General features: G+C 71.3%; 22 protein-coding genes, 1 rRNA gene and 2 pseudogenes. 16 read left to right on the top strand and 9 right to left on the bottom strand.

The annotated features are described in order from the left end of the window. Positions 1 to 591 precede the first annotated feature (591 nt). Together BN4251_RS04410 and BN4251_RS04405 are read left to right on the top strand one after the other, a co-directional pair. The gene (locus BN4251_RS04410; protein WP_087483938.1) at positions 592 to 972 is read left to right on the top strand and encodes a hypothetical protein; all 381 of its coding nucleotides are present in this window, start codon (positions 592 to 594) and stop codon (positions 970 to 972) included. Between the two features lie 9 nt (positions 973 to 981). Next, positions 982 to 1,746 carry an SDR family NAD(P)-dependent oxidoreductase gene (locus BN4251_RS04405; protein WP_087483937.1) on the top strand — a complete coding sequence of 255 codons (765 nt, stop codon included), beginning with the start codon at positions 982 to 984 and terminating at the stop codon, positions 1,744 to 1,746. Positions 1,747 to 1,810: 64 nt separating this feature from the next. On the opposite strand, the gene BN4251_RS04400 is transcribed toward BN4251_RS04405, so the two are convergent. Continuing rightward, complete coding sequence (locus tag BN4251_RS04400; protein WP_245810195.1) at positions 1,811 to 2,383, bottom strand: GNAT family N-acetyltransferase; 573 nt, start codon at positions 2,381 to 2,383, stop codon at positions 1,811 to 1,813. A gap of 149 nt (positions 2,384 to 2,532) precedes the next feature. On the opposite strand from BN4251_RS04400, the gene add reads away from it, so the two are divergent. After that, a complete protein-coding gene (add, locus tag BN4251_RS04395; protein WP_087483935.1) occupies positions 2,533 to 3,543 on the top strand; it encodes an adenosine deaminase in 1,011 nt (336 codons plus the stop codon). A 28-nt stretch (positions 3,544 to 3,571) separates the two neighbouring features. Here add and BN4251_RS04390 read toward each other — a convergent pair whose 3' ends face one another. From BN4251_RS04390 to BN4251_RS04380, 3 genes are all read right to left on the bottom strand, one after another. Beyond that, the gene (locus tag BN4251_RS04390) at positions 3,572 to 4,528 is read right to left on the bottom strand and encodes an ADP-ribosylglycohydrolase family protein (protein WP_087483934.1); all 957 of its coding nucleotides are present in this window, start codon (positions 4,526 to 4,528) and stop codon (positions 3,572 to 3,574) included. Further along, positions 4,525 to 5,844, bottom strand: coding sequence for an alpha-L-fucosidase (locus BN4251_RS04385; protein WP_170931829.1), 1,320 nt, complete (start codon positions 5,842 to 5,844; stop codon positions 4,525 to 4,527). Before BN4251_RS04385 ends, BN4251_RS04390 begins: the two co-directional genes overlap by 4 nt. 90 nt (positions 5,845 to 5,934) lie before the next feature. Beyond that, the gene (locus BN4251_RS04380; protein WP_245810194.1) at positions 5,935 to 7,233 is read right to left on the bottom strand and encodes an MFS transporter; all 1,299 of its coding nucleotides are present in this window, start codon (positions 7,231 to 7,233) and stop codon (positions 5,935 to 5,937) included. Positions 7,234 to 7,275: 42 nt separating this feature from the next. Between BN4251_RS04380 and BN4251_RS04375 the strand changes: the two genes are divergently transcribed. Together BN4251_RS04375 and BN4251_RS04370 are read left to right on the top strand one after the other, a co-directional pair. Further along, complete coding sequence (locus BN4251_RS04375) at positions 7,276 to 7,875, top strand: TetR/AcrR family transcriptional regulator (protein WP_087483932.1); 600 nt, start codon at positions 7,276 to 7,278, stop codon at positions 7,873 to 7,875. A gap of 101 nt (positions 7,876 to 7,976) precedes the next feature. Continuing rightward, positions 7,977 to 8,384 carry a hypothetical protein gene (locus tag BN4251_RS04370; protein ID WP_087483931.1) on the top strand — a complete coding sequence of 136 codons (408 nt, stop codon included), beginning with the start codon at positions 7,977 to 7,979 and terminating at the stop codon, positions 8,382 to 8,384. A 134-nt stretch (positions 8,385 to 8,518) separates the two neighbouring features. Here BN4251_RS04370 and BN4251_RS04365 read toward each other — a convergent pair whose 3' ends face one another. From BN4251_RS04365 to BN4251_RS04355, 3 genes are all read right to left on the bottom strand, one after another. Next, entirely contained in the window at positions 8,519 to 8,749 is a 231-nt protein-coding gene (locus BN4251_RS04365) for a sulfurtransferase TusA family protein (protein ID WP_087483930.1), read from the bottom strand. Positions 8,750 to 8,787: 38 nt separating this feature from the next. Further along, positions 8,788 to 9,855 carry a YeeE/YedE family protein gene (locus BN4251_RS04360; RefSeq protein ID WP_087483929.1) on the bottom strand — a complete coding sequence of 356 codons (1,068 nt, stop codon included), beginning with the start codon at positions 9,853 to 9,855 and terminating at the stop codon, positions 8,788 to 8,790. A 483-nt stretch (positions 9,856 to 10,338) separates the two neighbouring features. Next, a complete protein-coding gene (locus tag BN4251_RS04355) occupies positions 10,339 to 10,656 on the bottom strand; it encodes a hypothetical protein (protein ID WP_087483928.1) in 318 nt (105 codons plus the stop codon). A 274-nt stretch (positions 10,657 to 10,930) separates the two neighbouring features. Here BN4251_RS04355 and BN4251_RS04350 point away from each other — a divergent pair. From BN4251_RS04350 to BN4251_RS04305, 11 genes and pseudogenes are all read left to right on the top strand, one after another. Beyond that, positions 10,931 to 11,437 (top strand): annotated as a pseudogene (locus BN4251_RS04350) (ABC transporter ATP-binding protein); the annotation flags it as partial. 48 nt (positions 11,438 to 11,485) lie between these two features. Next, entirely contained in the window at positions 11,486 to 12,154 is a 669-nt protein-coding gene (locus BN4251_RS04345; RefSeq protein WP_087483926.1) for an RNA polymerase sigma factor, read from the top strand. Next, positions 12,154 to 13,551, top strand: coding sequence for a serine/threonine-protein kinase (locus BN4251_RS04340; RefSeq protein ID WP_170931828.1), 1,398 nt, complete (start codon positions 12,154 to 12,156; stop codon positions 13,549 to 13,551). Before BN4251_RS04345 ends, BN4251_RS04340 begins: the two co-directional genes overlap by 1 nt. A gap of 48 nt (positions 13,552 to 13,599) precedes the next feature. Next, the gene (locus tag BN4251_RS18200; RefSeq protein ID WP_170931827.1) at positions 13,600 to 14,310 is read left to right on the top strand and encodes a hypothetical protein; all 711 of its coding nucleotides are present in this window, start codon (positions 13,600 to 13,602) and stop codon (positions 14,308 to 14,310) included. 2 nt (positions 14,311 to 14,312) lie between these two features. After that, the gene (locus BN4251_RS17935) at positions 14,313 to 14,927 is read left to right on the top strand and encodes an OmpA family protein (RefSeq protein WP_140398384.1); all 615 of its coding nucleotides are present in this window, start codon (positions 14,313 to 14,315) and stop codon (positions 14,925 to 14,927) included. A 180-nt stretch (positions 14,928 to 15,107) separates the two neighbouring features. Continuing rightward, positions 15,108 to 16,373, top strand: coding sequence for an MFS transporter (locus BN4251_RS04330; RefSeq protein WP_087483925.1), 1,266 nt, complete (start codon positions 15,108 to 15,110; stop codon positions 16,371 to 16,373). Positions 16,374 to 16,867: 494 nt separating this feature from the next. Then, a complete protein-coding gene (locus BN4251_RS04325) occupies positions 16,868 to 17,641 on the top strand; it encodes an ATP-binding cassette domain-containing protein (protein WP_087483924.1) in 774 nt (257 codons plus the stop codon). Continuing rightward, positions 17,638 to 18,441: an ABC transporter ATP-binding protein gene (locus BN4251_RS04320; RefSeq protein ID WP_087483923.1), complete on the top strand. Its 804-nt coding sequence runs from the start codon at positions 17,638 to 17,640 to the stop codon at positions 18,439 to 18,441. The genes BN4251_RS04325 and BN4251_RS04320 overlap by 4 nt, the downstream gene beginning before the upstream one ends. Before the next feature lie 187 nt (positions 18,442 to 18,628). Continuing rightward, positions 18,629 to 19,060, top strand: coding sequence for an Hsp20/alpha crystallin family protein (locus tag BN4251_RS04315; RefSeq protein WP_087483922.1), 432 nt, complete (start codon positions 18,629 to 18,631; stop codon positions 19,058 to 19,060). A 121-nt stretch (positions 19,061 to 19,181) separates the two neighbouring features. Beyond that, complete coding sequence (locus BN4251_RS18195; protein WP_170931826.1) at positions 19,182 to 19,604, top strand: hypothetical protein; 423 nt, start codon at positions 19,182 to 19,184, stop codon at positions 19,602 to 19,604. Between the two features lie 89 nt (positions 19,605 to 19,693). Beyond that, positions 19,694 to 20,149, top strand: coding sequence for a DoxX family protein (locus BN4251_RS04305; protein WP_087483921.1), 456 nt, complete (start codon positions 19,694 to 19,696; stop codon positions 20,147 to 20,149). 23 nt (positions 20,150 to 20,172) lie between these two features. Here BN4251_RS04305 and BN4251_RS18600 read toward each other — a convergent pair. Beyond that, a pseudogene (locus tag BN4251_RS18600) lies at positions 20,173 to 20,876 on the bottom strand (proline racemase family protein). Between the two features lie 274 nt (positions 20,877 to 21,150). Then, positions 21,151 to 21,242: ribosomal RNA gene (gene rrf / locus BN4251_RS04295) — 5S ribosomal RNA — on the bottom strand; the annotation flags it as partial.

Genomic DNA, 21,242 nt, shown 5'->3' with positions numbered 1-21,242 from the left:
GCGACAGTTCGAGAACCTCGGCAGCGTCGTCGCCATGTGCTGCGGCGCCGGCACGCAGCGGCTGCAGCTGACCGCATCGATCCGGATCACAGAGAACGCCGAGCCGCGAGACTCATTCCACAGGTCCGTCGCGCGCTCCCACCGCGAGGCGGTGCGGGTCATCAGCGAAGGGGCCTGCTGGAGCCGCTGTACCGCTCGGCACTCCGCCTCGCTCGGGAGAACTCGGACGCGGTGCCCCGCGAACCTCACGACCGGCACCATCTCGAGCTCGAACGTCTGACACCTGGCGGTCGCCGCGGCGACGGTCCCTTCCCCGTACGCGCGCCTCTCCGCTGCCGTGGACCCCTGCTCACCTCAGCGGGCGGGTCTGTACTCGGCTGGCGTGCGAAGGCGAAGCCGTCATGGCGAGACCCCGCAATACGAGCGAGCAATCGCTACCCTGAGCGCGTGAACTGCAGAACCATCAGCGATTGCCGGTGCGACAGCCGCCAGCTCGGGTCAGGCCTCGAGCGACGCGTCAACGGCCATCTCCGCTCAATCCACAAACCGTACTCACAGCATGGATACTGCGTCAGCGAATCTGAGAGGGAGGTGTATGACGTCGCTGTGGTACAGGGCAAAGCAGCCAGTATCGCCTCCGCAGGGAATCTTCTGGCCCTGCTGGCAGTGGTGTTCGCCTCCGCCACGATGGTGCTCACGATCGTCACCATGAACAGTCTCGAGGACACCTGGGTCTCTGCGGCCGCGCTCGTGATCCTCACGTTCACGGGTGCACTGGCCGCCGCATTCATGGTCGAGTTCAACTTCGGCAAAGCAATAGCCCGGCGGGCCGCGCTCCATATCTACGAAGAGAGAAAGAACGGGACGTCGACCGATCATGCGTCGCCTGCACCCTCGTGCCCGCCACCAAGCTGCTGCAGGCACTGCCACGCTTCCTGCCCTCCCAGCACGGGATCCCAGGAGGCCTCCTAAGCTCGAGCCATGACATCGACGTCCTTGATCACCGGCGCCAGCTCCGGGCTCGGCACCGAATACGCCCGCCAGCTCGCACGCCGCGGTGACCGACTCGTGCTGGTCGCCCGCAACGAGGCCCGACTCGAGGAACTTGCCGGCGAGCTGACCGGCGCAGGAGCCGCAGGGGTCGAGGTGCTCAGCGCTGACCTCTCCTCCCCCGCCGGCGCCGCCTCCGTCGTCGACCGTCTCACGGATGCGGCGCGACCGATCGACGTGCTGATCAACAGCGCCGGGTTCGGGCTGCCGCTCGCCTTCGAGAACAGCGATATCGAGGACGAGGCCCGCCACCTCATGCTCCACGTCGAAGTGCCGATGCGGCTGATGCACGCCGCCCTGCCGGGCATGCTCGCGCGGCGCAGTGGCACGATCCTGAACATCGCCTCGGTCGCCGCGTTCATGCCCCGCTCCACCTACGGCGCCGTGAAATCCTGGCAGGTGATGTTCTCCCGCTGGGCCAACAGCCGGTACCGCTCCCGCGGCGTGACCGTCACCGCCGTGTGCCCCGGCTACACGCACACCGAGTTCCACGAGCGACTGGGCCTGGCCAAGGGCGAGGAGGGCATCCCTGACTGGCAGTGGCTCGAGGCGCCGCGCGTGGTCGAGGAGTCGCTGCGGGACGTGGCCAAGGGCAAGGCCGTCTCCGTGCCGAGCAAGCGCTACAAGGCGATCACCACCGTCGCCAAGCTCGCGCCGACGGGGCTGATGGCGAAGCTCGCGGCGCGGGGGCGCTGAACGCTTCCTCTTCACACGCCCCGATGCTCACCGACCGGCGCGAGAGGCGTTCGGACCCGTCTCCTCAGGCCTCTGTGATGGGGCGCACCATCGAGTGCACCACCGGGCCATCCGGGACGTGCGTCGTCGCTGTCAGGCCGAAGCCGTGTCGCTCGTAGAGCGCCACGTTGCGAGGATCCGAGGTCTCGAGGGAGACGGTGCGCGCCTCGGAACGATCCACTTCCTGCAGCGCGCCGGCGAGCAGTGCGGAACCGCAGCCACGCCCCCAGCTCCTGGGATGCACACCGAGGGTGGCGAGCTCCCAGGCGCCCGATGGCGCAGCGGGAAGCTCTGCCGAGACGAGCGCGGCGAGCCGGTCCCCGAGGAGCTCGGCGATCCGTGCCTGGTCCTCGTGCGGGGGAGCGGGAGCATCGGGCGGCAGCAGTGCCACCACCCCGAGCGCGTCCTCGCTGACGAGCACCAGCCCGCACCGCAGGGCGTGACGCAGATAGATGTCCTGCAGCGCTTCCAGACGCTGGGCGTAGCCGTCGGCGGGAATCGACCAGCGGGTCCACGGATACTCGTCGAAGGCGCGGGCGAGAACGCGAGCGGCCGGCGGAATATCGGCGGCCGCTGCGCGGCGAACACGGGATGTCACCGCGTCACCGTAGCGTGAACCCGACGATCGGCTCGACCGCTTTCTCGTCGGAAGCGACCCGCGCCCCGCGAACTCCCAGGCCCGCGCCCACGTCATGCTCCTATCCTGGCCAGGCATAATGCCCCGCCGCCCGAGGAGATCACCCCACCATGCCGAGCTATGACCGTCCGTTCATCGACTCCCTGCCCAAGGCCGAGCTCCACCTGCACATCGAGGGCACCCTCGAGCCGGAGCTGAAGCTCGAGCTGGCGCGCCGCAACGGCGTGGACATCGGCCAGAGCACCGTGGAGCAGGTGCGCGACACCTACCAGTTCACGGACCTCACCAGCTTCCTGGCCGTGTACTACCCGGCGATGGAGGTGCTCGTGACCGAGCAGGACTTCCACGACCTGACCATGGACTACTTCCGCCGCGCCGCGGCCGACGGGGTGGTGCGCGCGGAGATCTTCTTCGACCCACAGGCGCACACCAGCCGCGGCATCCCCTTCTCGACCGTGATCGACGGGCTCTGGTCCGCGGTGGAGGAGGCGCAGAGCCTGGGCGTGGATGCCGCGCTGATCATGTGCTTCCTGCGCGACCACAGCGCGGAGTCGGCGAAGGAGACGCTCGAGGCGTCCCTGCCCTACCGCGACCGGATCGTGGGCGTAGGCCTGGACTCCGATGAACGTGGCAACCCGCCGGAGAAGTTCGCGGAGATCTTCGCCGCCGCAAAGGAGGCCGGGTACCGGCTGACGATGCACTGCGACATCGATCAGGAGCAGTCGATCACCAACATCGCCACCGTGCTGCACCAGATCGGGGTGGAGCGCATCGACCACGGCACCAACATCCTCGAGAACCCGGATCTGGTGGCGGAGGCGAAGGAACGCGGCATCGGCTTCACCTGCTGCCCGCTGTCGAACTCCTTCGTCACCGAGCAGATGAAAGGCGAGGAGATCACCACGCTGCTGCGCCAGGGGCTGAAGGTCTCGATCGCCTCGGACGACCCCTCCTACTTCGGCGGCTACGTGGGCGACAACATCGAGGCGCTCGCCACCGCTCAGCAGCTCACCCGTGCCGAGGTTGTGCAGCTGGCCCGCAACTCGCTCGAGATCAGCTGGGCCGCGCCCGAGCGCGTGCGGGGCTGGGTGGGCGAGCTCGAGGAGATCGCCGCCCGCTGAGCGGTGTCGCCAGCAGGACGGGCCGGGGTCAGCGAGTGATCGCGTACGCGAGCTCCACGAGCCCCGGCCCGTCCTCGCCGGGCCAGCCGTGCACCGCATCGACCCACTGCGCCGGGATCTCCTCCGCCCCGGTCCACGCGCCGAGCAGCGAGCCGGTGATCGCGGCGATGGTGTCGGTGTCATCGCCGAGCGCGACCGCGGCGGCGATGCCGGTGCGGAAGGCCGAGTCCCGCGCCGCGGAGGCCCGCTCGATGCTGCGGAGTGCGGCGTACAGGGCAGTGACGGTGAAGCCGTTCGGCGCCAGGGCCGCCTCGCGCCAGGTGCCGTCGGCGAGCGCCGCCCAGGCGCTGCGGCGTTCGGGCGGCAGCAGGCCGAAGCCGTCCTCGGGCCGTCCCTGCACCCCGTCGACGATCGTGCGCCGGATCGCTTCGCACCACAGCACGCACGAGTCCCCGGCGAGGGGGTCGGCGTGGGTGAGCTCGGCGATCAGCCGTGCCGCGCGGGCGGTGCGCTCGGGGTCCTCGAGGAACGCGAGCGCGACGGGGGCGGTGCGCATCAGCGCGCCGTTGCCGGCGGTGCGACCGGAGCGGGCATGCAGCTCTGCGGACAGGGCGGTCATCCGTGCGCCGAGGCCGGGACCGTCGTCGTCGGCCTGCAGGGCGCCGAGCACCTGGCGGGTCTGGGTGCCCACGTCGCTCGCGCCCTCGCGCATCCAGTCCAGGAAGCCCTGCGCGATCGCATCGAGGCCCTCCTCGGAGTCGATCGGGGTCTCCGAGGCGGCGACGCGCGCGATGCACAGCGCCATCTGCGTGTCGTCGGACCACTCCCCCGGTGCGTACGGGCCGAGCCCGCCGCCGATCATCTCGGGGCCGCGCTGCGGATCATACGGGGCGCTCGCGAACTCGTAGGGGACGCCGGCGGCGTCCCCGCAGGCGAGCCCCAGCAGTGCTCCGGCGGCGCGGTCTGCGCGGGTGGTGGTCGTCATGAGGGAACGGTAGCGCGAGGGCCCGACGCTTCCGACGACACCGCGACCGGCACCAAGGTCGCTCCGCCCAGCTCCACCTCGACCCCCTCCGCCGGCCAGCCGAAGCCCTCCGGCAGATCCCCTGCCGCGATCCGCAGCACGCCCGGGTCTCCCACGACGAACACGTGGCAGCGCCCGTCCTTCTCGACCGCCCGGGCCCAGTCGGCGCCGGGGATCTGGAGCTCCCCGAGGCCGCGGGATCCGGCGAGCGCCTGCTTGTGCTCGGCCATGAACTCACCCAGCTGCTCGAGCACCTCGACCTGGGGCTCGGGCAATGTCCCGTCGGCCCGGGGCCCCACGTTCAGCAGCACCCTCCCGCCGCGGGAGACGGCGTCGATCACGTGCCGCACGGCCTGGGTGCCGCTCATGTACTGCTCGGGGCCCTCGAGCTGGTTGTAGCCGAAGCTCTGCCCGATGCCGCGGCAGTTCTCCCAGGCCTGCTCTGCGGGCGCCTCCCCCGCCTGGTACTCGGTGGTCACGAAGTCGTGGTGGGCGCCGGAGAAGCGGTCGTTGATCAGCCCCTCGGGGCGCTCGCGGTAGAAGTGCTCGAGCAGCTCGCCGAGACCGCCCGTGCCGAAGTGCATGTTCTGGTTCGGCCAGCCGATGTCGTTCCAGAGCACGTCGGGGCGGTAGCGGTCGATGAGGTCGCGCACCTGGGCGCTGCAGTACTTCCCGTACTCGTCGTCCCGGGGTCGCTTGGCGTCGTGGACGTCCTCGCCGTGCACGAGCGGGGACGTCGGCCGCACATGCCAGTCCAGGCCGCCGGAGTAGTAGACCCCGAAGCGCAGCCCGGCCCCGCCGGCGGCGCGGGCGACCTCGCCCACCAGGTCCCGGCGTGGGCCGCGACGGGCGGTGTTGCGCTCCCCGGAGCCGGGGGCGTCCCACAGTGGGATCCCGTCGTGGTGCTTGGTGGTCAGCACGACGTAGTCGGCGCCCGCGCGGCGGAACAGCTCCGCCCAGGCGCCTGGGTCGAAGCGCTCGGCCTGCCAGGTATCGAGGAAGTCGTCGTAGGGGGCGCCGTCGTGGACGGTGCGGTGGTGCTCGGCGGCCGGGGAGCCCTCGATGCGGATGGTGTTGGCGTACCACTCGGAGTAGGGGTTGCGGGTGAGGCGGTCCGCGCCGTCATCGGCCGCGCCGAGCTCGGCGCCGAGCTCCGCCCAGGCGGGCACGGAGTAGGCGCCCCAGTGGATGAAGATCCCCAGCGGCGCGTCACGGAACCAGTCCGGCAGGCGGGTGGGCAGGGCGTTCCAACGGTCCAGGTCATCCTTGACGGGCACAGCGCTCTCCGGTTCTCCGCGTCGAGTGGTGCGCCCTACGCTACGGGCTCCGTCGCGCTCGTGCCCAGCACGCCCAGTACCTGCGCGATCTCACGCCGTCGCGGCCGACGGGGCGGGCACCACCCGGTTCAGCCGCTCGGACATCACCAGTCCCAGCACCGTCAGCACACCGATGTACACCGGGAAGATCCACATCCCGGTCCAGGTGGACAGCACCCCGAACAGCGGCGGGGCGAGGGTGGAGCCCACATAGGCGGCGGCCATCTGGATGCCGATGATGGCCTGGGAGTTGCGTCGGCCGAAGTTGCCCGGTGTGGAGTGGATGATCGCCGGGTACACCGGTGCGGAGCCGAGGCCGATGATCACCAGGCCCACGAAGCCGACCACGTCGGTGGGCAGCGGCAGCACCAGCAGCACCGCACCCACGCCGATCGCGACGAAGCCGCCGCGGATCAGGGCGCGGTCCCCGATCCTGTCGGCGAAGAAGCCGGCCAGGAAGCGCCCGGCGGTCAGGCCCAGGATGAACAGCGCGCCGAGCTTCGCCGCGAGGGCCGGCGGGGCGCCGCGCTCGGCGACCATGTACGAGGCCGACCACACCAGCGCCGTGCTCTCGAGGGAGCAGTAGGCGAAGAAGGCCAGCAGGATCAGCACCACGCCGGGGACCTTGAGCGCCGTCGCGAGCGGCACCGGGGCGCTGCCCTTCTGGGCGGGCGCGTCGGCGTCGGGCTCATGGGTCTGGACGTCCCGCGCACGGGTGCGTTCGCGGTCCACCTTCCCCCACAGCGGGATGCTGAGCAGCAGGCCGAGGGTGAGCACGGCCTGGACCACGCCGATCGCGAGGTAGGCGCTGGACCAGCCGCCGCCGGAGGAGATCGCGTAGCCCATCACGAAGGGGCTGATCGAGGCACCCACACCCCAGAAGCTGTGCAGCCAGTTCATATGCCGCGCGGCGTAGTGCAGGGCCACATAGTTGTTCAGGGCCGCGTCCACCGCGCCCGCCCCGAGCCCGTACGGGATCGCCCACAGGCACAGCATCCAGAACGCGCTCGAGGTGGAGAAGCCCAGCAGCGCGGCGGCGGTCATCCCCACGCTGACCACGGTGACCGCCCCGGCGCCGAAGCGCAGGGTGAGGCGCTCGGAGGCGAGGCTGGAGATGATCGTGCCGATCGCGATGATCATCGTGACGATGCCGGCGAAGGCGACGGGGACGCCGAGGTCCTGGTGCATCACCGGCCAGCCGGCGCCCACGAGGGAGTCGGGCAGGCCGAGGCTGATGAAGGCGAGGTAGATGATCGCGAGCAGGAGGGAGTACACGGTGTGCGGTGACGACTTTCGCGAGAAGTAGGAGGTGGGCGCGACGGTCCGACGCCGCAGGGGACGATCGTACACAGCGTGTGTACGCCCGTACATAGGTGGGGTAGGTTCTCCCCCATGACCCCGGCCGATGCTCCGCGACGCGACGCCCAGCAAGCGCCGCGCGGTGCTCGCCGCCGGCGCCATGACCCCCAGCGGAGGGACCGCATCATCGACGCCTGCCTTCAGGTGCTCGCCGAGCACGGGGTGGCCGGCACCTCACACCGGCGGGTCGCGGCCGCGGCCGGGGTGCCGCTGGGGTCGATGACCTATCACTTCACCGGGATGGACGAGCTGCTGCGGGAGGCCTTCACCCGCTTCGCGCTCTCCGTGAGCTCCACGATCGCGCAGCGCATGGCGCGGGCGAGCACCCGCGAGGAGGTGGCCGAGGCGATCTCCGCGCACATCCTCGAGGACATCTTCGACTCCCCGCGCGAGCTGGTCCTCACCCACGAGCTGTACACCCTCGCCGCGCGCCAGCCTGCGTACCGCGCGCTGACCAACGCCTGGATGGCGGCGAGCCGCGCCGCGCTCGAGCAGCATCTGGATCCGCCGACGGCCCGCATGGTCGACGCCCTCATCGAGGGGCTCACCATCCACCGCGCCCTGGACACCGAGCCGCAGGACGCGGCCGTGGTGCGGGAGGCGGTGCGGCGCCTGCTGCGCGAGGACCGCTGAGCCCCGGCGAGTGCACAGACGCCGTGCTAGGTTGCGCCGACGCCGCAGAAAGGACCCGTCCCGTGCAGCGACGCCGCTTCCTCCAAGGTGCCGCAGCCGCCATGGCCACGAGTCTGCTCGCCGCGGCCTGCACGTACGGCGACGTGCCGAGCATCGCGAACAACCCCGAGATGCTCCTGACCGAGGGCGGTTTCCTTCCCCCTGACCTCGAGATGCAGCTCGCAGAGGGTCCGCTCGAGAGTGCTCATGGCTGGGGGCACATCGTCGTGTTCAGCGGCCCGGTCGGAGAGGTCGAGCACTGGGTGCGGGCGAACTTCCCCGAGGGCATCGAGTCGCGGGCCGAGCGTGATGATCTGCCCGTGGTGGTGGCCGAGCTGGGCGAGGGTGTGCAGAAGCAGGGTGATCGCGTAGCCAGCGGCACGATCGGCTCCACCATGGATTACGTGGTGGTGATCAGTCAGGACACCGAGCCGACGGTCCATGTGGCGGTGTGGAGCAACATCCGCTGACGCCGCTGGCACGTCCCGCCGCGGGGCTGCGTGACGCAGTCTGCGGCTCGCCGGCCGGGCCCGTCGGCCCTTCCGCCGGCCGGCCCTGTCGGCTTCTTCCGCCGATCGGACCCGTCGGACCCGCAGCTCGAGGCTCAGGCGCCCTTGCGCACCGTGATGCTCCAGCCGGCGTCGCCGGTGCGGTCGAAGGCGACCACCTCGTGGCCGTCCTCGGCCGCCCATTGGGGCAGCGAGTCGGTGGCCTGGGTGCAGTCGAAGCCGATGATCAGGTCATCGCCGGTGTTCAGCTGCTGCATCGCGTTCTTCGCGTCGATCAGCGGGAACGGGCACACGGCGCCGTTGGTCTGCAGGGTGTAGGCAGGCATGAGAGGTCCTTCCGGTGGGTCGGGTCGAGGCGTGCCGCTCAGCCGGCGGGGCTGAGCACGGGGGCGGGACGGTTCTGCGCGGCGGCCTTCTGCGGGCGCATCAGGAAGAACCAGGCCGCGCCCCAGGTGCCGAGCATGATCGCGGCGAAGGAGACCCAGCCCTGGTAGCTGAACAGACTGGTCTCCACCAGGGAGTTGCCGATGGTGCAGCCGCCGGCGAGCGCGGCGCCCACGCCCATGGCCACGCCCCCTCCGGCGCTGCGCAGGATGGTGGCGGAGTCCGGCACCCGCCAGCGGAACTCGCCCGAGAGCTTGGCGGCGATGAACGAGCCGAGCAGGATGCCGAGCACGAGCATCACCGACCAGTCCACGAGGGTGACGTCCCCGGTGGTCAGGAAGGTGACGATCTTGGCCGAGGGTGTGGTGATGCCCAGGCCGCCGTTGCGGCCGGAGGCGGTGGAGAGCACCCAGGCCGCGATCGCGATCAGGCCCAGCAGCACGCCGCCCACCCACGGGTTCCAGGCGACGTCGGCGAGGTAGTGGCCGATGCCGGTGCGGCGGGCGGGCAGGCGCACGGCCTTCTTCCCGGCGTTCTTGCGCACCTGGCGCACCACGAGCGCTGCGACCAGGGCGGAGAACAGGATCGTGGGCACCCAGACGCTCACGCCGAGCGTCTCCTGGATGGTGGTGGCGCCGACGGTGCGGGCGCGGGCGGCCTCGGTGAATCCGCCCAGCGGCCCGTACTTCATCACGGCGGCGAACAGGGCGTAGAAGATCAGCGCGACCCAGGAGCCGATCAGGCCCTCGCCAGCGCGGTAGTAGGTGCCGGTGGCGCAGCCGCCGGCCATGATGATGCCGACGCCGAACAGCAGGCCGCCACCGATCACCGCGAGCGGTGCGAAGGACGCGGCCTCGGGGGCGATGACGCCCGCGCCGGTGAGCGCGGCGACGCCGATCGCCTGGATCGCGATGGCGAGGAGGAAGGGGATGAAGTAGCGCGCGGAGCGGGCCATGTACAGGTCGCGGAACGCGCCGGTGACGCAGAACCGCGAGCGCTGCAGGACGTAGCCGAGCACCGCGCCGAGGAGGAGGCCAGTCAGAATCATGGGCGCCACGCTAACTTATGTGGGGCATAAGCAAAACCATCGGTGGTCAGGGGTGGACATCGGCCCCTTCCGAGCGAGGCGCGGGGATTGCCGCCCAGACCGTGATGCGCGAGAGGTGTATCGGGGGCTGAAGGTCGAGTACAGGCGCAGGGGCCGCACGCGCCGGGCCCGATGACCGCACACGCCGGGCCCGGTCGTCGAGTACGGACCCAAGGGCCGCACGTGCCGGGCCCGGTCGTCGACTACGGGCGCAGGAGCGAGTTGTACGGCGATATAGCCATAGAGGTCGCTGTGGCGCCAGTACTCGACCATCGGCCCCCGAGCACCCGGCGGGCAGCTCAGCCCATCCGAGCACCCGGCGGGCAGCTCAGCCCATCCGAGCACCCGGCGGGCAGCTCAGCCCATCCGAGCATCCGGCGGGCAGCTCAGCTCATCCGAGCATCCGGCGGGCGGCTCAGTCCATGCGAGCACTCACAGGGCGGATCAGTCCATGATGCGCTTGCCGCGCTGGGCGGCTTTGTCGCGCAGCCCCTGCACGGCGCGGCCGAGCGCGGTGGAGGTGTCCTCCTCCTCGGGGATCTCCACATAGTTCACGATCGCGCGCATGGTCGCGACGTCGATGCCGGGCATCCCGCCCTCGAGCAGGGTACCGATCCGCTTGCCCACCAGCTGCTCGAGGTTGTCGGCGGCGTCGGCGCCACGGCTCTGGCGCACGCTCTCGAGGCGCTCGCTCAGCATCCGTGCGGCGACGGCGGAGGCGGGGACGGGCTCGGGGTGACCGGCGACGGTGATCTGTTCCATGGAGACATCCCCTCGGATCGACGTCCGCGCGCCGGGTCCTCGGGCGCGCGGGGCCAGGCTGCTGTGGCCGGCTCGTCAGCACACTACCGGCATCACCCCCGCCCGGCGCCCTAGGTCCCACGGCACGGAGCGCGAGGCGCCCGCTCGCCGCGCCGGAACGCCTCTGGCGAGACGGAGATGACACCTCTGGGCCCCTCCCTGCGCCTGGGGGCGACCTAAGATCTTCTTGGTAGGGCGGTAGCCGCCCGCCGGTGCGACCGGTGCGTTCCGACGCTCCGTGCAGCTGGTCTTCCAGGACCCCCGCTCCTCGCTGGACCCGCGCATGAGCGTGGACCAGATCCTCCGCGAGCCGCTCGAGTCCCTCGCGATCCCGGGGGACCACCGCATGCGCGTGGCCGAGCTGCTCGAGGCCGTGGGCCTTGCCCCCGAGATGGCCTCCCGCTATCCCGGGGAGTTCTCGGGCGGGCAGCGTCAGCGCATCGCGATCGCCCGCGCCCTGGCCCCCTCCCCCCAGGTGCTGGTGGCCGACGAACCGGCCAGCGCGCTCGACGTCTCGGTGCGCGCCCAGATCATCGAGCTGCTCGCGCAGTTGAAGGACGAGCTGGGGATGACGCTGGTGATGGTCAGCCACGACATCGCGATCGTGGGCCGCCTGTGCGAGGAGACCGTGATCCTGCACGACGGCCGGATCGTGGAGCAAGGCCCCACCCTGGACGTGCTCACCGCCCCGAAGGACCCGTACACCCAGAAGCTCCTCGCCGCGGTGCCGCAGCTGCCGTGAACGAGACGGCGGCCGGTGACGCGCCGGCACCGGGTTAGGCTCGATCCCATGGACACGGAGCGGGGACCGTCGCCCGGGGGCACCACACGGCACGGCCAGGAGCTGGCCCGACACGTGCGCGAGGGCAGGCTCGATGCCGCCCGGCACGCGGTGGACGGGATGCTCGAGACGGAGGGCCTGGACGAGGTGCTCGCCGTGCTCGCCCCTCTCACCTCCACCGGCCATGACGCGCTCACGTTGTTCCTCGAGACCCTCGACGGCTCCGGGGTGGTGCGTCGTTTCGCCGGTGCCGCGCTGCTGGACCCGGTCGCGGTGGAGGACGTCGCCCAGGACTCCCTGATCTCGATCGCCCAGTCGATCAGCGGGTACGACGGTCGGGCGAAGGTGACCACCTGGGTGCACAGCATCGTGCGGCGCCGGGTGGCCGATCATCTGCGCCGCCAGCGCGAGACCGTCGAGCTGCAGGAGTCGGACCGCCCTTCGGCCCGGATGAGCTCGCTGATCGCGGACCGGGTCACCGTGCACCAGCTGCTCGAGCAGCTGCCGGAGCTCTACCGGATCCCGGTGGTGCTGCGCGATCTCGAGCAGCTGCCCTATCGCGAGATCGCCGAGCGTCTCGACCGCAGCGAGGGCACCGTGAAGTCGCAGATCAGCCGCGGCCGCGCGATGCTCGCCGGCCGGCTCGAGGCAGGCGGCACCGCCGCCGCGGAGCGCTGATGGACGAGCTGCTGGGCCACTACCGGCTGCTCGAGGTGGTGGGCGTCGGCTCCTTCGCCACCGCCTATCTCGCCCACGACCAGCGGCTGGATGCGACGGTCGTGGTGAAGGTCCTCGCCGAGAACCACAGCCTGAACCCCGAGATCCGCGAACGGTTCATCGCCGAGGGCCGCAGCCTGCGCCGCGTGGGCGGCCCCCACGTGGTCGCCGTCCACGACATCGACCAGACGCCCCGCCAGCAGCCCTACCTGGTGCTCGAGCACGCCGACCGCGGCACCCTGCGCGACCGCGTCGCGATGCTGCGCAGCGACGGGTGGCGGGCGAGCGCCGAGGAGGTGCTGGCTCTTGCGCGCCCGCTCGCCGCCGCCGTGGACGCCGTGCATCGCGCCCGGCTGGTGCATCGCGACCTCAGCCCCGGGAACCTGCTGCTGACCAGCGCCGGAGGGACCGTCAGCGAGGTCGAGGCAGGGACTCCCGCGGGGACAAGCGCGGGGGCGGGCGCAGGTGTCGGGGCCGGGGCCGACGGCGGCGCCGGCACCCGGGCCGCCCGGACCGGCGCGGTGCTGCTGGGGGCCGATGAGCGCCTGCTGGTCGCGGACCTGGGGATGTGCAAGGACCTCGCCGTCAGCTCCGGGCTCACCGTCGCGGCCGGCACCGAGGGATTCCGCCCGCCCGAGCAGTCCCGTCCGGCGGTGGTGGACATCCGCGCCGACATCTGGGCGATGTCCGCGCTGCTGCGCTGGCTGATCCAGGGCGCCTCCCTGCCCGCCGCGCTCGATGCGGTCATCGAGCGGGGCCTCGCGGAGGATCCCGGCGCCCGCCAGAGCGACGCCCGGGAATGGCTCGCCGAGGTCGAGCAGGCGCTCACCCCTCCGGCCCCGGAGAGCGCGACGCCCCCGTCGGCCCCAGCGAGCACGAGCGGAGGGCGCGTCGGCCCTCGCCGCCGACGCGCCCTCCGCTCCCCCCGCCCTGCGCCGCCGCACGGTCCTGACCGCGCTGGTCGTCGTGGCCGCGCTGCTGCTCGGCCTCGGGGCGGGGATGCTGCTCGGTCGCGGGGACGCGGTGCCGTCGGCCGTCGAAGGGGCGTCGCTGACGATCACCGGCCCCGAGGAGGTCGCCGTGGGCGAGGAGGCGGTGTTCACCGCCGAGGTCGAAGGGGTGGACTCCTGGGTGTGGTCGCTGCCCTCCGGCTCCCATGTGGCCGATGCCGAGCAGGTGACGATCATTGCTGCGTCCCCGGGCACCGCGGAGGTGGTGCTGCAGGGCCACAGCGCGGACGGCCGGCAGCTCGAGGCGCGCGCTACGGTGAACGTCTCGGGATGAGGGCTGTTCACCTCCCGGAAAGATTCTCGCGATGGGATGCAACCATTCCGCTCCCCGCGACGACATACGGGTGACACCAGCTCGAGGAGAGCCGCTGCAGCGGCCCGATGAAGGAGATGACCATGACCCAGCTCCGCAAAGTGACCCTCACCCGCCGGCGGGCCGCGCTGGCCCTCACCGCCCTGGCCGCGCTGCCCCTCGCCGCCTGTGGCGTCACCGAGCAGGCGGACTTCGAGGACGGCCCCGACTCCCCCGCGGCCGAGGTCCCGGAGGAGTCCGACGCCGAGCAGCCTTCGCCCTCGGACGGCGGCGGCGAGGAGCAGCAGACCGGCGCCGACGACGCCTCCGGCGGAGCGCCGGAGGTCATCGATCCCGCCGACGCGGTCGACACGATCAGCTACACCCTGCCCACCGACGAGATCGACGGCACCATGACCGTGGGCCTGCACCACCTGATCCAGCGCGGCCGGACGATGGAGCTGCTGCTGACCTACACCCCCGAGTTCCGCGAGTCCGGCACGTTCTCGCTGTGGGAGCTGCACGGCGACAACCACTCCAACGTGCCGCCGGCCCTGTTCGACCGCGAGAACCTCAAGCGCTACGACATCCTCGGCACCGGCAACGGCTGGGACACCCCCAATGTCTGGAACAGCAAGCAGGCGGAGCACAAGCTCGCCTCCGGCGACACCCAGGCGTACTGGGCCACCTTCGCCGCCCCCGAGGACGACATCGACACGATCAACATCGCCATCCCCGGCGCCCCCGAGTTCGAGGACGTCCCGATCGAGCAGGGCGCCGCCGCGGACGACGCCACCGCGGAGGGTGGGGAGTGACCATGATCCGCACCTCCCCTCACGCGCGCCGACGCCTCGCCCGCCTCACTGCCGGCTCCGCGACCCTGCTCGCCGTCGCGCTCGTCACCCCGCACGCCGTCGCCGAGGTGATCTCGGACGGCCCGCCCGAGCCGGGCTTCGAGGTCACCGAGGAGGTCCTCTCCGACTCGATCACCCGGTTCGACGCCGCGGAGTCCATCACCCGCTTCGACGCCACGGAGTCGATCACCTCGCTCGGCGGCACGGACACGGACACGGAGGAGGACGTGATCGTGCTGGAGACCGACATCCTGTTCGCCTCCAACGCCTGGGACCTGCCCGCGCCCGCCGCCAGCAAGATCGTCGAGCTCGCCGCCGAGGTGCCCGAGGGTGCGACGGTGCAGGTGGGCGGGCACACCGATTCCCGCCCGGTGGACCGCTCCCAGTACGACTTCGACAACCAGCAGCTCTCCGAGCACCGCGCCCAGGCGGTCGCCGATGCCCTGGCCGCCGAGCGTCCCGACCTCACGCTCGAGGTGGAGGGCTTCGGGGACGGGCAGCCCGCCGTCTCCGAGAACCCTGATGACCCCTCCACCTACGCTGCGAACCGTCGCGTGGAGCTGCGCTACGGGGAATGAGCCCGGCCGTCGTCGGCCCGTCGGCCCGTCGGCCCGAGGCCGGCGGGCGGGTGGCCTGACCACGCGGCCGAGATCCCTCACCCTCCCTGGCCACCTCGCGCTCACGGCTCTAGGATCGAGGGGTACTCACCGCTACCAGCGTCGGCAGCGTGTCCCTGACCCCCGTCGCGCTGGAGCCCCATGACCTCGCACCCCGCCCCTCAGCCCGCTGTCGCGGCCGCGCCGCTGCCGCCCGGCCGCCTGCGGCTGGTCATCCTGGCCATGTCGCTGGGCGCCTTCGCGATCGGCACCACCGAGTTCGCGAGCATGGGGCTGCTACCGCAGATCGCCCGCGACCTGGGCGTCTCCATCCCGCAAGCCGGGATGCTGATCACCCTGTACGCGCTCGGCGTGGTGGTCGGGGCTCCGCTGGTGACGATCGCCGCGGTGCGGATGCCTCGCGCCAGGTTGCTGGTGCTGCTGATCGCCCTGATCGGCCTGGGGAACCTGCTCTCGGCGATGGCGGACAGCTACACCGTGCTCGCCGCCTCCCGCTTCCTCTCCGGCCTGCCCCACGGCGCCTACTTCGGAGTCGCCTCCCTGGTCGCCGCACGCCTCTCCCCCGCCGGGCGACGCGCCCGCTCGGTGTCGCTGGTGATGCTAGGCCTGACCATCGCGACGATGCTCGGCGTCCCTGCCTCGACCGCGCTCGGGCAGAGCGTGGGATGGCGCTCGGCGTACGTGACCGTGGTGGTGATCGCTGCGATCACCACCCTCGCGGTGTGGCGCCTGGTGCCCGAGCCTGAGGGGAGCGGCACCACCGGGTCGATCCGCGCCGAGCTCGGTGCGCTGCGCCGTGCCCAGGTGTGGTTCGCGCTCGGCATCGGATCGATCGGCTTCGGCGGCATGTTCGCCGTCTACAGCTACATCGGCGAGATCGTGCCCGGCGTGATGGGGCTCGGCGAGCGCGCCGTGCCCGTGGGTCTGTTCGTGTTCGGCCTGGGCATGACGCTGGGGAACATCCTCGCCGGCCGACTCGCTGATCGCAGCGTCTACGGCACGATCTTCCTGGGCCTGATCGGCATGGCACTCAGCCTCGCAGTGTTCGCGCTGGTCGCCCACAACGCGATCGCCGGGATGCTCCTGCTGCTCGCCCTCGCGATCACCTCCCAGATGATGGGCCCCTCGCTGCAGCTCTTCCTGCTGGATGCCTCGCCGGATGCGCCTTCGCTCGCCGCGGCGCTGCATCACTCGGCGCTGAACATCGGCAACTCCCTCGGGGCGGCGCTCGGCGCGGCCGTGCTCGCCGCCGGCTGGGGCCTGCTCGCCCCCGCCTGGACGGGCATGGGCCTCGCGATCCTGGGCCTGGGCATCGCCGGCTGGTCCTTCGCGGTGCACCGCCGCCAGGAGGCCCGACGGGTCGCGGCCGAGGCCGCCGAGAGCGCCGAGGTCCCCGCAGCCTGCTGAGCCGGCAGGCCCCGTCACGCGCCAGGCTCGCTTGCGCTGGATCGTGCGTCGGGGAAGACCCGCAGACGCCGCTGCGCCGCCTCGCGGAGCACCTGTCCGCGCATCCCGAGCAGAAGCAGGTGTGCTGGGCGGACAGCCTCGCCACGATCGGTCTGCTCGAGAGGGTGCTGCCTGCCCGATCGCGGGTCGGGGTGTTCGTGGAGCTCGGGTCCGACGGGGCCCGCACCGGCTCCCGTACCGAGCAGCTCGCCGTGCGGATCGCGAGCGGGTCGTCGCCTCGCCGCTGCTTCGAGGAGCCGCAGGCGATGCGGACCGGGATGCGCGCCTACGCCCGGGTGGTCCTGCTGCCGGAGCCGGGGCTGGCGGGAGCAGTTCGCGCTCGGGGAGGTGGTCGCGCTGGGACTCTCCCATCCCCGCACCGCTCTCGACGAGCGGCGGCTGACCCCTGTGGTCGATGCGGAGAGCGGGATGGTGCGTGTAAGGACAACTCACAGGTGGGCATCGAGGAGGCCGGTCGCCCGCGGCTGGAGGACGTCAGCTGGGAGGTGCCCACCGGCGGACGTCTCGGCCTGATCGGTGAGTCCGGCTCCGGCAAGTCGCTGACCGCCCAGGCCGTGCTGGGCCTGCTGCCCGAGGGCATGCACGCCACCGGCTCCATCACCCTGGACGGGGAGGAGCTGCTGGGCCGCGGCGAGCGCGCGCTGCGCGCGGTGCGGGGCCGACGCATCGCGATGGTGTTCCAGGAGCCGCTGACGGCGCTGGATCCGCTGATGACCGTCGGCCGCCAGATCGCCGGGCCGCTGCGCCTGCACACCCCGCTGCGGGGCGCGGCCGCGCAGCGCCGCGTGCTCGAGCTGCTGGAGCTGGTGGCGCTGCGCGAGAGCGAGCGGATCCTGCGCTCCTACCCGTGGGAGCTCTCCGGCGGGCAGCGTCAGCGGGTGGCGCTCGCGATGGCGCTCGCCTGCGAGCCCGAGGTGCTGATCGCCGACGAGCCGACCACTGCCCTGGACGTCACCCTCCAGGACGAGATCCTCACCCTGCTCGACGCGATGATCGAGCGCACCGGGGTGACGCTGGTGTTCGTCTCCCACGACCTGCCGGTGGTGGCCCGTGTGGCCGAGGACCTGGTGGTGATGCGCAAGGGGAAGGTGGTCGAGACCGGCCCCGCCGCCCGTCTGCTCACCTCCCCCACCAGTGTCTACGCCCGTTCGCTGGTGACCGCGGCCCGCGCCGTCACCGCCCTGCCCACCCGGGAGGAAAAGCGATGACCGCGACCCCTGCGCCGACTGCTGGGACGACCTCTCAGCCGCCGCTGCTGGCCCTGCGCGAGGTGCACCGCACCTACGGCCACGGCGCTCGCGCGAACACCGTGCTGCACGGCATCGACCTGGAGGTCCATGCCGGGCGGAGCCTGGGGATCGTAGGCGAATCCGGGGCCGGGAAGTCCACCATCCTCTCCCTGCTGATGGCGCTGTCCTCTCCGAGCGCCGGGCAGGTCGAGTTCCGCGGGGCACCCCTGCGCCGCGCCCGCGCCTCCCGGATGCGAGAGTTCCGACGCTCCGTGCAGCTGGTCTTCCAGGACCCCCGCTCCTCCCTCGACCCCCGCATGAGCGTCGACCAGATCCTGCGCGAGCCGCTCGAATCCCTGGTCGTCCCGGGCGACCACCGTGCCCGCGTGGCCGAGCTGCTCGAGGCCGTGGGGCTCACGCCCGATATGGCCGCCCGCTACCCCGGCGAGTTCTCCGGCGGGCAGCGTCAGCGGATCGCGATCGCCCGCACGCTCGCCCCGTCCCCGCAGGTCCTGGTGGCCGACGAACCGGCCAGCGCGCTCGACGTCTCGGTGCGCGCCCAGATCATCGAGCTGCTCGCGCAGTTGAAGGACGAGCTGGGGATGACGCTGGTGATGGTCAGCCATGACATCGCGATCGTGGGCCGCCTGTGCGAGGAGACCGTGATCCTGCACGACGGCCGGATCGTGGAGCAAGGCCCCACCCTGGACGTGCTCACCGCCCCGAAGGACCCCTATACGCAGAAACTCCTCGCCGCCGTGCCACAGCTCCCCGGATAGCCCTCCTCGCCCCGGCGGCAGCACCCCCACTGCGCATCGCGCACCCTTGCACGCTGCGCCTCTACGCTGTGAGTGAACATAATCTGGCACTCTTCGGGGTCGAGTGCTAATCTCGGCCACAGTTGAGTCGATCCGGCTCAAGGTGAAGTGGCCGCCGATGGCGGCGGCCCTGTGGAAAGGAGATGCGATGACCACTTTCGATCAGCTCCGAGACCTGGAGCACTTCACGAACGCCTTCTTCGACAACGGCCGGCGTGGCCCGCGGCAGATGCCGATGGATCTCTACCGCCTGGGCGACCGGTACATCCTGTCCGCTGACCTGCCGGGGGTGGATCCCGGCTCGGTGGACATCGATGTCGATGGGCAACTGCTTACCATCCGCGCCGAACGAACCCTCACCACGGACGAGGGCGCCAGGTGGATCTCTCGCGAACGCACCGGCGGCAGCTTCCTGCGTCAGCTCACCCTGGGCCAGGGGCTGGACACCGAGGCGATCACCGCGAGCTACGACAACGGCGTGCTCAGCGTGACGATCCCGCTCAGCGAGAGGGCCAAGCCCCGAAAGATCGAGATCACCTCCGCGCAGAGCGCGCCCCAGCTCGAGTCCTCCGTCGGCTGATTTCGGTGCGGGGCCCGGTACCCCCGGGCCCCGCACCGACCGGTCGAACGCCGCAGCGTCCCTCAACCCCTCGCACGTCCGGGGCGCGTCTGTACGAGCGCGCCCATCCCAGAGCGCCACCATGAAACACACGATCTCCCTGCTGATCCGAGCCGATCTGGATCTCGAAGCGATCGAGCTGATCGCCACCGGATGCCTCACCGAGCAGACCTTGCCGGTGCTCCTCGAACATGTCGCACGCGCACGCATGCTCGACCCCGCAAGTCCCATCCGGGTCGACCTCACCGAAGCGAGGCACCTCGAAGCCGCCATAGTCGCCCAGCTCGAGGCGCGCATGGCCGCACCCGATCCCTTCAGCGACGGGTATTTGCCGGTGAGCCTGGACCTGCCCGCGCCTCTGCCGCGGTGCGCCGAGACCGTTGAGACCTCCGAGGAGCACGCTCCCGCACCCCTCACGGGTGAGGACGACCAGCCGTCGAAGAGCGACGAGCCAGCGTCCCAACCATCGAGGACCAGTTTCCCGGCGCCGATTCTCGCGGCCTGAGGGGCAGGTCCCGGCGTGCGCGTCCGCACGGTGCGGCCAGCTGAGGCGGGTAAGGTCAACTCGCCCGTCCCGCCACCGGAAGGTGCGTCATGTCCGTGCGTCGCTCCCCTCGTCCCGATCCCGCCGCCGGGAAGACTCGGCGCAGCACCTGGCCGCGTACTCTGGCCCGCCTCGCATTGGGAGCGATGCTGGTCGGCACCGGTATCAGCCACCGCACCGTCGCGCGGGAGGAGTTCCAGGCCCAGGTGCCGGACTTCGTGCCCCTGGACCCTGACACCACGGTGGTCACCTCCGGGATCGCCGAGATCACCCTGGGCAGCGCCCTGATGCTGCTCGTACGCCGCCAGGCGACCGTCGGCTGGATCGCCGCGGCGTTCTTCGTCGCCGTGTTCCCCGGCAACATCGCCCAGTGGCTGCACGAGCGCGACGGCTTCGGGCTGGACACCGACGCCAAGCGCTTCGGCCGTCTGTTCTTCCAGCCGGTGCTCATCGCGCTGTCGCTGTGGTGCACCAACGCGCTGCGACCTCGGCGCCGCGGCCGCTGAGCAGAACGCTGACCGTCGGCAGCTCAGGTGCTGAGCAGGAGTTCGAGATCCGAGGCATCCACCAGCGGGTCATCGAGGTCCACGGTGAGTCGAGAACGGGCCATCAGCCGGGCCGAGCCGGTGATCGTCGAGTGCCAGGCGGGAAAGTCTCCCACTCTCGTCTCCCCGACCACGGTGCCCACAAAGCGGTTGCCACGTGGGGAGATCGTCTCCAACGCATCGCCCGGCCCCAGCGCACCTTGCCCGGCCAGGAGCGCGAGCCGGGCGGAGGTGCCGGCCCCGGTGGGGCGGCGGCAGATCACCCCGGGGTGGACGTAGGTGGTCGAACGGGACTCGGCCGCGCCGATGCCCAGAGAGTGCCCCCGTCCCATGAAGTGGACGAAGGACAGCGGTCCCACGTCCCCGAGCGAGGGATGCTCCTGGCGCAGTCCCGGTCGGGCTGCGCGTACGAAGGCGTCCCGAAGGCGGTCAGGGCGATCTGCTCGTCGGCCGTGAGCGCGAAGCCGTGCACTGAGGCATCGATCATCGCGTAGAAGGCGCCGGACCAGACCAGGTCGAAGTCCACCCGCCCGTAGTCCGGGACCTCCGCCGAGAGTCCGCGGTCGGCGACATAGGCGGGCTCACCCTGGGTGGTGACCTGCTCGACGCGCCCGCCCGCCGTGTGCACGGTGATCCGGGCCAGGCCCGCCGGAGACTCCAGGACGATCCTCTGCTCACCGCCGGTCATCTCGATCATCCCGCTCTCGAGCAGGGCGGTGCGGACGCGAGCTTCGACGCCTACCCATACACGCGCGGCGCGTGGCTGCTGTGACGGCTATGGGGCGCTCGAGCCGAGCATCATGGCGGAAGCGAGGGTGGTGCACGGGATCAAGGGACCACCGCCGCGGGAATGGTAGCCCAGCCAACGCGCGTGGCCTTCCGAGTTTTGGGCATAAAAAATGGGAGTGGAGGAGGCGAACACCCATAAGGGGTTCAAGCACTCCTCCACTCCCAGTGAAGATGTCCGGCGGCGACCTACTCTCCCACACCCTCCCGAGTGCAGTACCATCGGCGCAATCGAGCTTAGCTTCCGGGTTCGGAATGGAACCGGGCG

The sequence above is a fragment of the Brachybacterium massiliense genome (assembly GCF_900184245.1).
GTDB lineage: Bacteria > Actinomycetota > Actinomycetes > Actinomycetales > Dermabacteraceae > Brachybacterium > Brachybacterium massiliense.
This window is presented reverse-complemented; position numbering and strand designations above follow the sequence as displayed.

Bases quoted from the DNA above. Each gene is read 5' to 3' on its own strand.
- BN4251_RS04405 (WP_087483937.1), top strand. From the start codon at position 982: ATGACATCGACGTCCTTGATCACCGGCGCCAGCTCCGGGCTCGGCACC.
- add (WP_087483935.1), top strand. From the start codon at position 2,533: ATGCCGAGCTATGACCGTCCGTTCATCGACTCCCTGCCCAAGGCCGAG.
- BN4251_RS04390 (WP_087483934.1), bottom strand. From the start codon at position 4,528: ATGACGACCACCACCCGCGCAGACCGCGCCGCCGGAGCACTGCTGGGG.
- BN4251_RS04375 (WP_087483932.1), top strand. From the start codon at position 7,276: ATGACCCCGGCCGATGCTCCGCGACGCGACGCCCAGCAAGCGCCGCGC.
- BN4251_RS04370 (WP_087483931.1), top strand. From the start codon at position 7,977: ATGGCCACGAGTCTGCTCGCCGCGGCCTGCACGTACGGCGACGTGCCG.
- BN4251_RS04365 (WP_087483930.1), bottom strand. From the start codon at position 8,749: ATGCCTGCCTACACCCTGCAGACCAACGGCGCCGTGTGCCCGTTCCCG.
- BN4251_RS04360 (WP_087483929.1), bottom strand. From the start codon at position 9,855: ATGATTCTGACTGGCCTCCTCCTCGGCGCGGTGCTCGGCTACGTCCTG.
- BN4251_RS04355 (WP_087483928.1), bottom strand. From the start codon at position 10,656: ATGGAACAGATCACCGTCGCCGGTCACCCCGAGCCCGTCCCCGCCTCC.
- BN4251_RS04345 (WP_087483926.1), top strand. From the start codon at position 11,486: ATGGACACGGAGCGGGGACCGTCGCCCGGGGGCACCACACGGCACGGC.
- BN4251_RS04340 (WP_170931828.1), top strand. From the start codon at position 12,154: ATGGACGAGCTGCTGGGCCACTACCGGCTGCTCGAGGTGGTGGGCGTC.
- BN4251_RS18200 (WP_170931827.1), top strand. From the start codon at position 13,600: ATGACCCAGCTCCGCAAAGTGACCCTCACCCGCCGGCGGGCCGCGCTG.
- BN4251_RS17935 (WP_140398384.1), top strand. From the start codon at position 14,313: ATGATCCGCACCTCCCCTCACGCGCGCCGACGCCTCGCCCGCCTCACT.
- BN4251_RS04330 (WP_087483925.1), top strand. From the start codon at position 15,108: ATGACCTCGCACCCCGCCCCTCAGCCCGCTGTCGCGGCCGCGCCGCTG.
- BN4251_RS04320 (WP_087483923.1), top strand. From the start codon at position 17,638: ATGACCGCGACCCCTGCGCCGACTGCTGGGACGACCTCTCAGCCGCCG.
- BN4251_RS04315 (WP_087483922.1), top strand. From the start codon at position 18,629: ATGACCACTTTCGATCAGCTCCGAGACCTGGAGCACTTCACGAACGCC.
- BN4251_RS18195 (WP_170931826.1), top strand. From the start codon at position 19,182: ATGAAACACACGATCTCCCTGCTGATCCGAGCCGATCTGGATCTCGAA.
- BN4251_RS04305 (WP_087483921.1), top strand. From the start codon at position 19,694: ATGTCCGTGCGTCGCTCCCCTCGTCCCGATCCCGCCGCCGGGAAGACT.